This window comes from Apilactobacillus waqarii (assembly GCF_019061205.1).
Classification (GTDB): domain Bacteria; phylum Bacillota; class Bacilli; order Lactobacillales; family Lactobacillaceae; genus Apilactobacillus; species Apilactobacillus waqarii.
This window is the reverse complement of sequence record NZ_JAHQYH010000008.1, coordinates 47,528-63,154: the sequence shown is the minus strand read 5'-3', so window position 1 is coordinate 63,154 and position 15,627 is coordinate 47,528. Positions and strand designations below refer to the sequence as shown.

The window sequence follows — 15,627 nt, the reverse complement described above, 5'->3', positions numbered from 1 at the left end:
TTTTCTAGCTACCATTTGAGATCCCATACCGTTTAGGTATGTGTTAATTACATTTAATTTATCTTCTACTTTATATTTAGACACAAAAACACCCCAAAGTTTTGTACAAACTTTGGGGTGCAGTGCAGAGATGTCTTTTTTTGTTTACCCAATTTGATTGTCGACAAATTTCAAAGTGAACATTTGGAATAGTAGTTCTGGTGATTCGGGTGTTGATTTAAGTTTTTCTTCCACATCAACTAGTCCTAAATAGGCATCCCTCAAACTACTGAATTGATACTTACGCACATTTTGCATTGCCAGCTTCACTCTAAATGGATGCACCTTTAGCTTTTCTGCAATGTTTCCCTGGCTGTATCCCTTACGACTTAATACATTCACCTGAAGTAAGAGTCTAAACTGTGATAGCAAGACCGCATTGATTTGTAATGGTTCTTGATCCTCTACAATTAGGTTACGGTATAAATCAATTGCGTTTTTGGAATCCTTTTTCATTACGTAGTCGATTAAATCAAAAACGTTTTGGTCCAATGACTTGGCAACCAAGCTATCGATACTGTTTTTAGTAATGACCTTATCCTTTTGACAGTATAAGAATAACTTAGGGAGTTCGTTCATTGCTGACGATAAATCATTAGATACTCTGCCTAGCAATTCTTGAAGGGCATCCCCTTCGACCGTATAACCATTACTCTTAATGTTATTGGCAACGTATGATTGAATGGCACGATCATCTAGTTTAGTTAAATCGATTACCTCTGCGTTGTTTTTTAATTGCTTGGTAACTTTTTTTCTAGAATCAAGTTTGCCGTATGGTGCCATAATGACCATGACCGTACTATCAACTGGGTGATTAACGTATTCAATAAAGCTATCGATGTCATGATCTAGGGTCGACTTGCTACGTTCACCGGTTAAAAAGTATGGATTGTTTACAACAACCAATCTCTTTTCACCAAAGAATGGCAAACTTTCAGCATCACCCACGGCAGTGGCGATGTTTTGACTTTCCATGTCATAACTAGCGAAGTTCATGGTTCTTTCTTCTTCCGGAATTAATTCCACGAAGTGTTTTTTGATTTCGTTAATTAAATAGTCTTCTTTACCTAACACTAGATATATTGGGTTAATATTATTGTTTTTAATTTGTGTTAATAGTTCATTTACTTTCATTACTATTCCCCTTGCAATTTAAATATCCAGTGATTTCCTAATAATCCATATTTATATGATATCATACCCAGTTTTTGTGTGTTGACGTATGCTAAATTATTATCCTTTAATCTTTCAAGCGTTGCAACACTTGGATGGTGATAACGATTATTACGTCCGGCCGATATTATTGATACCTTAGGATGAATGAATTTTAAAAATGCATCACTGCTGGAGGTATCACTACCATGATGACCTAATTTCAAATAATCCGCTTTTAGCATCGGATATTTTTGCATTATGTCATTTTCACCACTGGATGGTAGATCACCCATAAACAACCAACTGCGATTGCCTTGGATTGTGCCCAAGACGACCGAGTCTTCATTTTTACCAAGACCACTTTCAAACGGATGATAAATGTTAAACGGAAAATCAGGTAACTTTTGGTTAGCCTTAATTAACACTAGTTTGGTTTTATTCAAATAAGGACTGATTTTTCTCATTATCGATGGATTGTTCTGTAACCCATCCCCAACAATAATCCGGTCAACTTTTAAATCCGCTAAGATGGCAGGAACATCTCCCGTGTGATCAGCATCCTGATGACTCAATACTAGATTATCAAGATGGTTAATCCCGATACTCTTTAGATAATTAATCGACGTCTTTTCCGCCTGATAAGTTACCTTGCTGTTTTGCCTACGACCAAATTGTAGCTTACCACCCGTATCAATCATGGTGATTGAATGGTTAAACGGCTCACGAATTAAGATACTATCACCCTGGCCGACATCGAAAAAGGATACCTCACCTTGCAATGGATAGTGGATATACATAAAAGTGATTAGATACATACATAGTATCAGCGACACTCTTTTGAAACTGACCTTATCGATTACCACCAGTGTCATTATTAAAAGAAGCGTTGCAACATACAGGTTGGGTTTTCCAAAATTAATCTGCCCGGGTAAAGCCCCCAGCCAATTGACGGCAGCATCAAAACTGTTCAATATGAACGCTACCACCGAACTAAACCATCCAGCAATCGGATACGTAATGACCGCGATTAATATCATCGGCATAATCAGCGCCGAAAATATCGGAATCACTAGATAGTTGGCCAGCATCGTCAGTGCGTGCCACTGAAATAGCTTGTAGATAATAAATGGCAAACTGACCAAGTTCATCATCACTGTTTGCTTGAGCGGTCTCATTTTATTCGTATAAATCAATCCGAATGCCAGAGCATAACTTAGTTGTGAACCAAACTGTAACAACATTTCCGGATCAATTAGCAAATTGGCCATCAAGGTAATCGAAAAGACATCCAAGCTGGTTAAGCGCTTCTTTAGCATTAATGCGATAATGCCGATTTCAACCGTTAATATCGACCGCATCAAACCAATCGATGATCCAGCAATGACGAAGTACGTTGGCAGAAATATCAAGGTGGCCCACCGCGTCTTCTCCCTGGTCACACGAAATAATCCCAGAATCATTTTCAATAGGTTTACGATGTAAAAGACATGCAAACCAGAAATACTAAATAAGTGAATGAGCCCCAATGTTTTCACTCCTGATAGTTCATCGTTGAAGGAATTATCCATGACGCCCAGAAATAGACTACTGGCGTAGAGGTTCAAGGGATGTGGTAATTGATTCGTGTATTTCAACATCAACATCCGCAAATAATGAAGACTATCGATAATTGAAAAACGATGTTGTTCTTCTACACTATTTAGCTGCTTAACGGTCAATCGACTGTAGACACTCATGCTCTCGTAGTATTCCTTGGCGTCAAACTGGTTAAAGTTTCTGGCCTCATCAAACGGCTGGACGACTCCAGACACATTCATGATGATTGGCTTAGAATATCGCTTTACCCTCTTTGCGTCACTGCCGTAGACCATTATCTGTTTACCGGTATCAGTAATAGTGCCAATTCCATAAAATGAGTCGTCGCTATACTTAATATTGTCTGGATAAATTAAAACACTTTGCGTTACCGTTTGTTGTCCTTGAATTTGATTTGTTTGATTTTCTTGATATCTATACCAGTAAACCAAACAAAAAATAACCACCATGACGGTGGTTATTTTTAATACTAACGCGTTTTTTAATCGAATGATCCGAATCATCCATAGACAAAAAAGCAATAGACCTAGCTTTAAATCACCAAAGAAAATAATGCTTAATATTCCAATCGAAATCGATGGAAAAATATATAAATTATTAATTTATTTTGGTAAATAAGAGCTAAATTCAATTTGTTTGATTGTTTCTTCATCCAAGATCACTTGATTCAATTCGACGTTATTTTGTTTAATTAATGACAATGCATATTCATCATTGTGGTAGTTTCTTAGGTAGTTAATCTTTTTGATTCCCGCTTGTAATAATACTTTGGTACAAGGAAGACATGGGAAATCAGTTACATAGATTTCTGAACCATCGGTTGATTCACCGAATTTGGCACATTGAGAAATGGCGTTCATTTCGGCATGAATTGTTCTTAGGCAATGGCCGTCTCGCATGTAACATCCAACATCAATACAGTGTTCATCCCCTGCAACTGATCCATTATAACCACCGGCAATAATACGTTTATCTCTTACGATGGTTGCTCCAACAGAAAGGCGGTTACAGGTGCCACGTGTTGAAAGTAAAACAGCTTGTAGCATGAAATATTGATCCCATGGAATTCTATGTTTAGTCATAATTAATTACTCTCCCTCTTTTACTACTATTCATAGTATAGCAAAGATTACACTTCTAAAGAATCTTTTAATCTTTCAAATGTCTTATAACCAAATCCACTGACCTGTTTTATTTCATCAATTGAATGAAACCCATTGTGTTGGTTACGATAATCAATTATCTTTTGCGCTTTCTTTTCACCAACACGATCGAGTTTTTGAAGTTCATTTAAATCTGCGGTATTCAAATTAACTTTGACGTTATTAGCAGAACTGCTGGCGGTCGTATTATTCGAACTAGCAAACGATGAACTACCAGCTGCACCTTTTTTATTAACGACGACAACATCTTGGTCGTTTAATACCTTGGCTAGGTTAACGTTTTGTTCATCGGCATCCGCCTTGAAGCCGCCCGCTTCCTTGATGACGTCGGTCACACGACTGTTGGATGGAATTTGGTAGACGCCGGGATGCTTAACCTCTCCTTTAACATCTATATATAGGTCTTTGGCCGAAGTACTACTTTGACTGTCAGAAGAAGGTGATGAATTAGAAACACTACTTTGTTCCGAATAATCGGTTTCCACATTGTTAGCGTCATTGCTGTTTTGATTCAAGATTAAAATAATAACTAACCCTAAACTAAAAGCGATTAACAATAGACCAATCAAAATTTTATATGCATGTTTGTCAATTATTTCTTTTATCTGCGTTGAAAAATCTAATATCTTATTCACCGTTTCCTCCTTTCTAAAAATTAGATACGAAAAAAGGAATGTAATTTATTCAATTACATTCCTTTTATTTTATTTTTTCCAATGCATTTAAAGCATCACTGAATGAAGTGACCGGAATCACTTTCATGTTTGGTGCATACTTCTTCGCTGTTTTAACAGCAAGTTGGTAATTAGTCATATGCTGATCTTCATACTTAAGAACTTCCTTGGTTGGCTTAACGTATGGTGCTAAGAAATACTTAGCGCCGGCATCCCTGGCAGCGATAATTTTCTTATCGATACCACCAATTTCACCAACATTTCCGTTTTCATCAATGGTTCCAGTTCCAGCAATATTTTGTGAGTGTCTAATGTTTTGTTGGGTTAGTTGACCATATATTTGAAGTGAGAACATCAATCCAGCAGATGGTCCACCCACTTCACCTGGGTTAACATCAATTGGAATCTTAGTAGAAACCTGATTGTCATCAGATAAAATAATCCCAATTCCAGCTTGGTTTGTACCGGCTAACTTATACAGTTTTCTGGTGATTTGAATTTTCTTCTTATTACGGTAAACCGTTAAGGTCATCTTTGAACCAATCTTCTTAGACTTCACATAGTTTCTAAATTGGGCAGAACTCTTAAACTTATGCCCATTCAAAGAAACAATGGAGTCACCAGCTTTAATTTGATTGTAGAAGTTAGACTTACTATCAACAGCTAGCACGTAAATGCCACGATATTTCAAATAAACATCTTTTTTGGCGTAGTGAAAGGCATTATAAATTGCATTGTTGATCGCACTTTCCATGTAAACATTTTGCAAGTTGATATAACTTTGTTGATCTTGATTACCAGTTACATCGCTAATACTTTCAATGGTTTGATGTGGATTAAACTTGGCAACAACGTACGATGCAATTGATGCTTGTGATTCACTCACCGTGGTAAACATGAATTTACCCTTAAACTTATCACTGTGTCCTTTGATTGAAACAACTGGTTTTAAATTAGGTGATGTTCCGGGACTTTCAATATACTTTGGTAGAAATGGAATATTAACAAAAATCGCTAGTGCAGCAATTGCCACAAAGAGTGCGATTAATTTATTCCGTCTGTTATTTTTAAACATTAACTTAACTTCTCTTTCAATGCCGTAGCAACGTTTTGTGGTACATAAGGAGTAATATCTCCGCCAAAATGAGCAATTTCCTTAATCAAACTAGATGAAACAGATTGAAACTCAGGACGTGTAATCAAAAAGACTGATTCGATTGAATTATCCAAGTTGTAGTTCATTGAAGCAATTGAGCTTTCAGCATTAAAGTCACTAGAGTTACGAAGTCCCCTGACAATTACGGTTGCGCCTACCTGTTTGGCAAGATCAACTGTTAATCCATCAGCAGAAGTGACTGAGACATTTTCAATTTCTTCGATATTGGGTTTAATTAAACTCATTCTTTCATCATAACTAAAGACACCATTTTTACTGGTATTCTTGGCCACAGTAACGACAACCTCATCAAACATCTTACTTGCGCGCTTAATTAGATCTAGATGTCCCTTAGTCAATGGGTCGAAGCTTCCCGGGAAGATTGCTTTTGTCATAACTATCCCCTCTTTATTCTGTAAATAGAAATAATGGTAATTCCATACTTCTTTTGTTTGACCATATCATAACCTTCTACGTCGTCTTGTAGAACAACGTTATCATCGGTTTCACAAATGACAATTCCATCATCATTAAGTAATTCTTTTTCCCTAATGATATGTAGTTGGTCGACCATCTTTTGGTCTTTGTATGGTGGATCCAAGAAAATGTAATCAAACTTATCATTTTGTTCAGCAAAACGATTTAATGCCATGTCTGAATCCATCTTGTAAATTCTAAAGGCATCCATTTCCTTGGTCATCTTAACGTTTTCTTTGATTGTCTTGATGGCTAGATATTGGTGATCCACCAATACCGCACTATCAATTCCTCTAGATACTGCCTCGATTGCGACCGAACCAGAACCTGCGTATAAATCTAAAAATGACCCACCATTGAAAAATGGGCCAATCATATTGAATAAGGATTCTTTCACTTTATCGGTTGTTGGTCTCGTCTTACTACCTGGCACAGGTTTAAGGCTTCGACTACCAAATTTACCTGAAACAACTCTCATTTATCCAAACTCCTTAATAATCTTCGTCATCATCCACATCTTCGAAGTCCCCTTCAAGTGATAGTTCACTGGAAAGTTGTTCGTAAGGCGTTTCTTCGATTTTCTTCACAATTTTTAAGCTACTAATTTTTTCTTTAATCCAATCGTAGTTATCAGCATTTACATACATAACCACGTAGTGCATTTTTTGTGAGACATAATATATTAAGCCATATTTTTTCAATTGTCTGACTTGTTTAGTTGAATAAACATAAACAATTAGGCTTTTTCTGTTTTCGATTGTATCTGTCAAAAAATTCCCTCCACTTTAGTAACGGATTCTTCTAGTTTTTTGAGTTTTTTGTTTTGCACTAATTACCAAAATCATTCCAATACACAATGCTAAGGTTAACATACTAGATCCACCATAACTAATGAATGGGAAAGTAACCCCGGTGATTGGTAGTAAACCAATTACACCACCGACGTTGAAGTATGCTTGAACCAACATGTATGTTCCAACACCATAACAAATTAAAGTATCGTATGTATCGTTTGAACGAATGCCTAGTTGGAATGCTCTAACAATAATTGTAAGTAATAGGAATAGGATGAACAATACCCCAATTAGTCCTAATTCTTCAGCGATAATTGCCATGATGAAATCGGTATTTGGTTCGGGTAGGTATCCGGTCTTTTGAATACTGTTTCCTAAACCAACACCAAAGATTCCACCATTACTTAATGCATAGTAAGAATTAACCAATTGTTGTCCAATTCCGTTGGCGTATTTAAACGGATTACTGTAAGCGGTGATACGTTGGATTTGGTAAATGCTTGTTCCATCTTTAAATACAAAGGATAGGATTTTTAGTGATATCCATCCAAATAATAATCCAGCGGAGGTAAGTAACGTTGCACCTCGCCAATTAACTCCGGATCCAAATAGGATTGCAAACATAATTGCTAAGTTAATAACGGTACCACCCAAGTCGGGTTGGATAAAAACAAGGAACAACATAACGAAGATTGAAAAAACTTGGACATGTGTTCTTGATTTTTCTCCGTTAATGATTCGATCTTCTCTAGAAGCCAAGAATTGAGCCATTCTTAAAATGATATAAACCTTGGCAACTTCGGCTGGTTGCACATGTAAAGGACCGATTGGAATCCATCCTGCAGAACCGTTAACTGAATGTCCAAATGCCTTTAGCAAGATCAAGGCAGCAAATAATACGATAAAGAAAATCCCTAAAAATTTAGCTTTTCTGACAAACTGATTATTCCCCGCCAAACAAATTAGAATAATCACTAAACTGACTACCACAAACATACTTTGTTTGATTAAGTATCCAGTTGGGGTTCCACCAATTTGCGTCGCAACGTTTGAACTAGCTGAATAAACCATAATTATTCCAATTACAGATAGTAGTAGAAATGGAACAAAAATGTAGTAGTCCATTGCGTTAATATTAAATTTCATTCTTTTCCAGTGTTCTGATATATGCCACTTGTGCCAATACTCGGCTATTTTGCGTATCATATTTTTACATCTCCAACGTAACCTTTTAATATAACTAACATTATAGCATATCTACACTATTTGCTTTAGTATTTTAAAGACAACAAAAAAGGATGGACAAAATGTCCATCCTTTTTATTAAACGCTAAAGTATTAGCTGTTGTGACGCTTGCGCTTAGCTTGCTTTTCACGTTCGTTAGTGTTTAGAATTTCTTTTCTTAGACGAACGTTTTCTGGAGTTACTTCACAAAGTTCATCTTCGTTCAAGAATTCTAGTGATTCTTCTAGAGTTAAGTGTTGTGGTTCCTTAATCTTAGCAGTTTCATCCTTAGCAGAAGCACGAACGTTAGTCATTTGCTTACCCTTAGTGATGTTAACTGAGATATCGTTGTCACGACTGTTCTTACCAACGATCATACCTTCGTATACTTCAGTACCTGGATCTACGAAGATAGTACCACGGTCTTCGATACCCATAGTAGCGTAAGTAGTAGTCTTACCTTCGTTAATTGAAACTAAGGCACCGTTTCTTCTACCTGGGTTCCAGTTCTTGATAACTGGTTGGTAACTATCGAATGTGTGGTTCATGATACCGTAACCACGAGTGATTGATAGGAATTCAGTTGAGTAACCAATCAAACCACGAGAAGGTGCAAGGAATGTCAAACGAGTTTGTCCGTTTCCAACACTTTCCATGTTTTGCATGTTACCTTTTCTTTCAGATAATGTTTGGATGATAGTACCTGAGTATTCGTCAGGAGTATCGATTTGAACTGATTCGAATGGTTCACATTGTTGACCATCTACTTCTCTAATAATAACTTGTGGACGAGAAACTTGTAGTTCGTAACCTTCACGTCTTAAGTTTTCAATTAAGATTGATAAGTGAAGTTCACCACGACCAGATACAGTCCATGAACCTGGTTGGTCAGTTTCTTCAACACGTAGAGAAACATCAGTGTGTAATTCTCTTTCTAGACGATCTTGTAGTTGACGAGCAGTAACAAACTTACCTTCTTTACCAGCAAATGGTGAAGTGTTTGTACCGAAAGTCATTTGTAGAGTTGGTTCATCAATTCTTAGGATTGGTAGAGCTTCTTGGTTTGATGGATCTACAACAGATTCACCAACGTTGATTTCATCCATACCTGAAACAGCGATTAAGTCACCAGCTTTAGCTTCATTAATATCTAATTTCTTTAGACCAAAGAATCCCATAAGCTTTGTAACACGGAAGTTTTGAGTTGAACCATCAAGTTTCATAACAGTAACGTTATCCCCAACCTTGATAGTACCTCTAAATACACGACCAATACCGATACGACCAACGAAATCATCATAATCAAGCATAGCAACTTGGAATTGTAATGGTTCGTCTGAGTTGTCGATAGGAGCAGGAATAGCCTTGATGATAGTATCAAATACAGGCTTCATAGTGTGTTCTTGAGTTGATAGGTCTTCATCATAACTTGAAGTACCGTTCATAGCTGAAGTGTAGATAACAGGGAAGTCTAGTTGTTCATCATCAGCACCTAATTCAATGAATAGGTCTAATACTTCATCAACTACTTCACTAGGACGTGCACCTGGACGGTCAACCTTGTTAATAACAACAACTGGAGTTAGGTGTTGATCTAAAGCTTTCTTTAAAACGAAACGAGTTTGTGGCATAGTTCCTTCAAAAGCATCAACAACTAGTAGAACACCATCAACCATTCGCATGATACGTTCAACTTCTCCACCGAAGTCAGCATGTCCTGGTGTATCCAAGATGTTAATTTGTTTGTCTTGGTATCTAACGGCAGTATTCTTTGAAAGGATTGTGATACCACGTTCCTTTTCAATATCGTTAGTATCCATGGCACGATCATCAATTTGAACGTGTTCGTCTAAAGTATCTGATTGCTTTAGTAATTCGTTAACCAAAGTTGTCTTACCGTGGTCAACGTGGGCAATAATAGCAATATTTCTAATATCGTCTCTTGTCTTCATTATTAGTTTCCTTCCCTTCGAAGCATAAATATTTGTTTCTTTAATACTTAGCAACTCGGACCAAGTTTATTACATTAAATAATTAAATTTGCATAAAAAAACTGTGACATCAGTCACAGTCAGAACCATACTTAACAATATTAAGTATGTCCTTTTGTGCAATCTTCGTCGCTACCAATACAATGTCTGATGATACCACATCAATTATATTTCCGTCAATATCAGACACCTTAATACCAAGCGTATCACAAAGCACTTTTCCAGCTGCAATGTCCCATGGCTTTAAAGTGGAAATATATCCTACTAGTTCGCCCTTCAAAACAGCGATAATCTGGATACCTGCACTACCATATATTCTGGCACCTTCACTTGCTTTAGAGATTGCCTGCATGTTTTTCTCATTATTTATTAATAATGGTCCACTTAATCCCATTAATCCTTCTGATAATGAAATATCTTCTGGTGGATTAATTTCTGTATCATTTTCATAAACTTTACCATCCCAATTGTGATAAAGTTTGTCATTCATTACATCTAAAATATAGCCGAGCTCTTCTTTGCCATCAATGTATAAAGCTAACATTATCGCAAAATGATTATGCTGCTTTACAAAGTTCATCGTTCCATCAATTGGATCGACTATCCATACATGGCCATCTAGATTAGTCACATCATCCCCAAAGCCCTCTTCACCTAGAATATGTGCTTTGGGATCAAATTCCCTAATCTTTTTTATAAAGAACTGTTCGTTTGATTTATCAACTTCGGTAACCAAATCAGTTCGACTAGACTTAGTGGAAATATCATGAATCTGATTAAGTGAACTAACGGTGAATTCACGAATTTCTTTAAACCAAGACTGAATTGCCTCGTCTGCGTTTTTTAACCATAAATCATTCATACATATCTTCCTTAAAACAAATTACATTCTTACGTTTTTGGTCTTAGCCTTTGTGGCTGCTTGGAAAGTTTGATAAATGCTGTAATCGGAGATGCTTTGAAAATCACGGTCAATTTGTTTTTGTTCCATCTTAGCCGGATTAATCTCTCTAAAACGATTGTATAGTTTGACCACCTTTTCAGCATTAACGCCATTGGCATCTTCGTAGGCACTTTCCACAGCATTGTATAAGGCCATCATGTCCATTAATTCTTCTTTGGACCAATCAGGAAAAATGGGATAAGAATAGTTATTCATAATCATTCCTACTTACTTTCTAAAATTTCATCAATTATTTCATTAGTATATTGTTTGGCATCATCGAAAGCTTGTTTTTCTTTGTCAGATAATACTAATTCCACAGTTGGGACCAATCCTGTTTGATTCAACATGATTGGTTCGCTTGTCACTGTTATTTTACCATCTATTTGACTAACATGTCCTACACTTGCCAAACAAGAGTTACCCATGTAAAAGGCATCCAGAATTACCCCAATTGCCTTGGCTTGGATTACTTCGTCACAAGGTGTGTCAGATTTATTGATAATTTCTTCTGCTTTAGCAAAGATTTCGGTGCTAAACATATTGTTAGGATTTGCTAGGTAAGCTAGGATTGGGGATTGACCAATGTAAGCCCTACTCCATGAGATTAAGTTATTGGATTCACTACCTAATACACTGACGTTGATATCGGATAAACTGATATCAAAGTAGCGACGTAGTGAGTGCTTTAATAGTAATGTCTTTGCTAGCATCCCTGTTGATACAACTTTGTTATTTTCTTTTCCGGAAAACTTGGTTGCAAAGTATGCGAAAACTTCATCATGAAAACCATTAACGATAATCTTGCCGCTAAACCCTTCCTTAATAACTTGATTTAGTGACTTTCTAAAGTGATCTAAGTAAGGTGATAAAAATGAAGTAACTTCGCTTTTTTCTTCAACAGTTTCCTTTGGAAAATCATATAGGTACAAGTACCCATCAAAATCATGATAATCCATTTTGTCATCCGCTAATTTGACTTCAAAATGTTCACATAGCAAATTAGATTGAAGTTGATTGATAAAATCATTCATTTTTAAATTTGCGATAGTTAAGTTAACCGGATAATCCTCTAAAATCATGAATTCAATTAGTGATTCAATTCTTTGCTGCTCTCCATCAACTACCAAATTAGTTTTCATAATGAGCCTCCGTTTAATTTAGTATCTGTAATTATACCATTTTCTAAAAATAAGCAACTCTTATGTATCATATTAGTATCAAATAATTTCCGTTATTATGTTATAATACAATAATAAACTTTTTGGGAGGTCATTTAAGTGATACTAATGAAAGACATCGTTCGCGATGGAAATAAAGTATTAAGACAACAAGCTAAACAAGTTAAATTTCCACTTAGCGCGGAAGATAAAAAATTAGCTGAAGACATGATGGAATATCTTGAAGTAAGTCAAGATCCTGAACTTTGTGCCAAATATAAACTAAGAGCTGGAGTTGGTCTAGCTGCACCTCAAGTTGGTGTATCAGAAATGATGGCTGCTGTACTAGTGCCAAACGACTTCGAAGGTGAAGGCGAACCAATCTTTAAGGATGTCATTATCAACCCTGTCATCCTATCAAGCTCAGTTCAAAGATGTGCTATCACTGAAGGTGAAGGATGTCTATCAGTTGATGAAGACGTTCCTGGATTCATTCACCGTGCTGCTAGAATTACTCTTAAGTATCAAGACGTTGAAGGTACTGAACACACAGTTAGACTTAAAAACTATCCTGCGATTGTTTGCCAACACGAAATTGATCACTTACACGGAACTCTATTCTACGATCACGTCGACAAAGAAAACCCATTCTCAAAAGTGGACAATGACTTGTTCATCGAATAATCAAAAAAAGACCTAACATTTTGTTAGGTCTTTTAATTTACCTTATTTAACTGACGCATATCTAATACATACTCGTATGTCGCTGCATTTAATAGGTATGCTAAATCGACGTGAACTTGATTATCCCTCACAAATGAATCGGTTAACACCACCTCATGGTTAAATCTTTTCGATTCATTTGCTTTGTTGATTGCTTCTTTAATTTGATTGATTAGTTCATCGTTTAATTCATCTGTTGGACACTTTGAAATCACATATTCAAACGCATATATGTTTCTCCCCCAAATATTGGATAAATCATGAACTTCTATAATTTCATTTTTTTCCTTTTCTAAGAGGTTATTAACTAATCCATTTAATATTTTTAATGTTTGATTGTGACCTTTATCAATTGGTCGAGTAATGAAGAAATAATGGATTAAATTGTACGCTATAACTGCGACAATAAAGCCAATTACAATTTCTACAAAAAGTGGCAAAATCATCTCCTCCTTGCAAATATTATCTGGTTTTATTCTATCATTTTATCAAATTATTGGTTACTATACTTATCATTATTAATATGATAAAATTAAAAACAATTAGATGTGTATTACACAATCGATCGGTAAAAAAAACATAGAAGGAGATTTTAATTTTTATGATATTTAAAGTTTTATACCAAGAAGATACTAAGGCTAATCCTAAGAGAGAATTCACAAAATCACTTTATGTAGACTGTGATACAGAAGTTGAAGCAAGAGAACTTGTTGACAAGAACACTGATCACAACATTGAATTTATTGAACCTCTTGAAGGTAACCATTTGGCTTACGAACAAAAGAGCCCAGATTTTAAAATTACGGAGTTTAAATAATTATGAACAAACTAAACGTCAAAAATAACGAAACAGCTATTTATGGCGTTGGTGGACTTGGTGAAATTGGAAAAAACACTTACGGTGTTCAATTTCAAGATGAAATCATCTTAATCGATGCAGGGATTAAATTCCCAGAGGATGATTTATTAGGGGTCGACTACGTTATCCCTGATTATCAATACCTAGTAAAAAACAAGGACAAAATCAAAGCATTAGTTATCACCCACGGACATGAAGATCATATCGGTGGTGTTCCATACCTAATCCGCGATTTAAATGTTCCCATTTACGCTGGTCCATTGGCGTCAGCATTAATCAAGAACAAGTTAGAAGAACATGGTTTATTGAGAAGTACTGAAATTCATGAAATTAATCCACAAACCGTCTTAAAGTTTAACAAGACAAAAGTTTCATTCTTCCGTACCACCCACTCAATTCCTGATACTTTGGGAATCGCGGTTCACACCCCTTCTGGAGTGATTGTCGAAACCGGGGATTACAAGTTTGATTTGACCCCTGTTACGAGACAGCCGCCTGATTTACAAGAAATGGCAAGATTGGGACGCGAAGGTGTCCTATGTCTAATGTCGGATAGCACAAACGCTGAACGACCTGTTTGGACTAAGTCAGAAAGTTGGATTGGTTCTGCAGTTGAACACATCTTTGATGAAGAAACTGGAAGAATCATCTTTGCGACTTTCGCATCAAATATTTCCAGAATTAAGACAGCTTGTGACGCTGCCATAAGACATGGTAGAAAGATTGCTGTTTTCGGAAGAAGTATGGAAGCTGCAATTGTTAATGGACAAGAATTAGGATACTTAAACGTTCCTGATGGTACATTCGTTGACGCTTCTGAATTACAATCTCTTCCAGCCGAAAAGACCCTTATCTTATGTACAGGTTCTCAAGGTGAAACTATGGCTGCCCTTTCCAGAATTGCTAATGGTACTCATAGACAAATTGCAATCCAACCAAATGATACTGTAGTATTCTCAAGTAACCCAATTCCTGGTAACAAGGTTAGTGTTAACCGTGTTATCAACGAATTGGAAGAAGCTGGTGCTAAAGTTATTCATGGTAAGATTAACAAGATCCATACTTCTGGTCACGGTGGACAAGAAGAACAAAAGCTTATGCTTAGTTTAATGAAGCCAAAATACTTCATGCCTATTCACGGTGAATTCAGAATGCTAAAAATTCATACTGAACTAGCGGAACAATGTGGTGTTCCAATGGAAAACAGTTTCATTATGAAGAATGGTGATGTCTTAGCACTAACCAAGGATTCAGCTAGAATTGCTGGTCACTTCGCTGCCGGAGATGTTTACATTGATGGTAACGGAATTGGTGACATTGGAAACGTTGTTTTACGTGACCGTCAACTATTATCTGAAGAAGGACTAGTTGTAGTTGTTGCTACAATTAATCTAAAAGATCAAGAAATTCAATCTGGTCCTGACTTACTATCCAGAGGTTTCGTATATATGAGAGAGTCTGGTCAATTACTAGACGAAGGAAGACGATTAGTATTTAGAACTATTCGTCGTGCTATGCGTAACAAGAATGCCAACGAATCAAGCATCAGAAACGCTATCATCGATGATTTACAAGAATTCTTATATAATAAGACCGAAAGACATCCTTTGATTTTACCAATGTTAATTATGAATAAAAAATAATTTCAAATTGATGCTTATTAAAAACGAAT

General features: G+C 36.2%; 17 protein-coding genes. 3 read left to right on the top strand and 14 right to left on the bottom strand.

Features of this window, described 5'->3' with window-relative positions; all coding sequences use genetic code 11:
• Positions 1 to 144: 144 nt before the first annotated feature.
• The 13 genes from holA to KTJ72_RS05780 form a co-directional block, all read right to left on the bottom strand.
• Positions 145 to 1,173, bottom strand: coding sequence for a DNA polymerase III subunit delta (gene holA, locus KTJ72_RS05840; RefSeq protein ID WP_057198098.1), 1,029 nt, complete (start codon positions 1,171 to 1,173; stop codon positions 145 to 147).
• 2 nt (positions 1,174 to 1,175) lie between these two features.
• The gene (locus tag KTJ72_RS05835; RefSeq protein WP_217304355.1) at positions 1,176 to 3,293 is read right to left on the bottom strand and encodes a DNA internalization-related competence protein ComEC/Rec2; all 2,118 of its coding nucleotides are present in this window, start codon (positions 3,291 to 3,293) and stop codon (positions 1,176 to 1,178) included.
• A 99-nt stretch (positions 3,294 to 3,392) separates the two neighbouring features.
• Positions 3,393 to 3,872, bottom strand: a complete 480-nt coding sequence (locus KTJ72_RS05830) for a ComE operon protein 2 (protein WP_034534666.1) — start codon at positions 3,870 to 3,872, stop codon at positions 3,393 to 3,395.
• Between the two features lie 47 nt (positions 3,873 to 3,919).
• Positions 3,920 to 4,588: a helix-hairpin-helix domain-containing protein gene (locus tag KTJ72_RS05825; protein ID WP_217304353.1), complete on the bottom strand. Its 669-nt coding sequence runs from the start codon at positions 4,586 to 4,588 to the stop codon at positions 3,920 to 3,922.
• A gap of 64 nt (positions 4,589 to 4,652) precedes the next feature.
• On the bottom strand, positions 4,653 to 5,702 hold the full coding sequence (locus KTJ72_RS05820; protein ID WP_217304352.1) for a SepM family pheromone-processing serine protease: 1,050 nt from the start codon (positions 5,700 to 5,702) through the stop codon (positions 4,653 to 4,655).
• Positions 5,702 to 6,178: a pantetheine-phosphate adenylyltransferase gene (coaD, locus tag KTJ72_RS05815; RefSeq protein WP_057198103.1), complete on the bottom strand. Its 477-nt coding sequence runs from the start codon at positions 6,176 to 6,178 to the stop codon at positions 5,702 to 5,704. The genes KTJ72_RS05820 and coaD overlap by 1 nt, the downstream gene beginning before the upstream one ends.
• A gap of 2 nt (positions 6,179 to 6,180) precedes the next feature.
• Positions 6,181 to 6,738 (bottom strand): 16S rRNA (guanine(966)-N(2))-methyltransferase RsmD, encoded by a 558-nt coding sequence (gene rsmD / locus KTJ72_RS05810; protein WP_041152381.1) that lies wholly within the window; start codon positions 6,736 to 6,738, stop codon positions 6,181 to 6,183.
• 13 nt (positions 6,739 to 6,751) lie between these two features.
• Positions 6,752 to 7,030, bottom strand: a complete 279-nt coding sequence (locus KTJ72_RS05805) for a DUF2129 domain-containing protein (protein ID WP_034531756.1) — start codon at positions 7,028 to 7,030, stop codon at positions 6,752 to 6,754.
• 15 nt (positions 7,031 to 7,045) lie between these two features.
• Complete coding sequence (locus tag KTJ72_RS05800) at positions 7,046 to 8,260, bottom strand: FtsW/RodA/SpoVE family cell cycle protein (RefSeq protein ID WP_241772190.1); 1,215 nt, start codon at positions 8,258 to 8,260, stop codon at positions 7,046 to 7,048.
• A 132-nt stretch (positions 8,261 to 8,392) separates the two neighbouring features.
• Positions 8,393 to 10,231 (bottom strand): translational GTPase TypA, encoded by a 1,839-nt coding sequence (gene typA / locus KTJ72_RS05795; RefSeq protein WP_034534662.1) that lies wholly within the window; start codon positions 10,229 to 10,231, stop codon positions 8,393 to 8,395.
• 109 nt (positions 10,232 to 10,340) lie between these two features.
• On the bottom strand, positions 10,341 to 11,132 hold the full coding sequence (locus KTJ72_RS05790; RefSeq protein WP_217304351.1) for an inositol monophosphatase family protein: 792 nt from the start codon (positions 11,130 to 11,132) through the stop codon (positions 10,341 to 10,343).
• Positions 11,133 to 11,153: 21 nt separating this feature from the next.
• Positions 11,154 to 11,429 (bottom strand): UPF0223 family protein, encoded by a 276-nt coding sequence (locus KTJ72_RS05785; protein WP_217304350.1) that lies wholly within the window; start codon positions 11,427 to 11,429, stop codon positions 11,154 to 11,156.
• An 8-nt stretch (positions 11,430 to 11,437) separates the two neighbouring features.
• On the bottom strand, positions 11,438 to 12,355 hold the full coding sequence (locus KTJ72_RS05780) for a Rossmann-fold NAD(P)-binding domain-containing protein (RefSeq protein WP_217304348.1): 918 nt from the start codon (positions 12,353 to 12,355) through the stop codon (positions 11,438 to 11,440).
• Between the two features lie 138 nt (positions 12,356 to 12,493).
• Here KTJ72_RS05780 and def point away from each other — a divergent pair, with 138 nt between their 5' ends.
• Positions 12,494 to 13,057: a peptide deformylase gene (gene def, locus KTJ72_RS05775; protein ID WP_034531763.1), complete on the top strand. Its 564-nt coding sequence runs from the start codon at positions 12,494 to 12,496 to the stop codon at positions 13,055 to 13,057.
• Positions 13,058 to 13,089: 32 nt separating this feature from the next.
• Here def and KTJ72_RS05770 read toward each other — a convergent pair whose 3' ends face one another.
• Positions 13,090 to 13,536: a hypothetical protein gene (locus KTJ72_RS05770; protein ID WP_217304347.1), complete on the bottom strand. Its 447-nt coding sequence runs from the start codon at positions 13,534 to 13,536 to the stop codon at positions 13,090 to 13,092.
• A 161-nt stretch (positions 13,537 to 13,697) separates the two neighbouring features.
• On the opposite strand from KTJ72_RS05770, the gene KTJ72_RS05765 reads away from it, so the two are divergent.
• Positions 13,698 to 13,913 carry a DNA-directed RNA polymerase subunit epsilon gene (locus KTJ72_RS05765; protein ID WP_034534654.1) on the top strand — a complete coding sequence of 72 codons (216 nt, stop codon included), beginning with the start codon at positions 13,698 to 13,700 and terminating at the stop codon, positions 13,911 to 13,913.
• A gap of 2 nt (positions 13,914 to 13,915) precedes the next feature.
• The gene (gene rnjA, locus KTJ72_RS05760) at positions 13,916 to 15,598 is read left to right on the top strand and encodes a ribonuclease J1 (RefSeq protein ID WP_041152385.1); all 1,683 of its coding nucleotides are present in this window, start codon (positions 13,916 to 13,918) and stop codon (positions 15,596 to 15,598) included.
• The last annotated feature ends 29 nt before the right edge of the window (positions 15,599 to 15,627 follow it).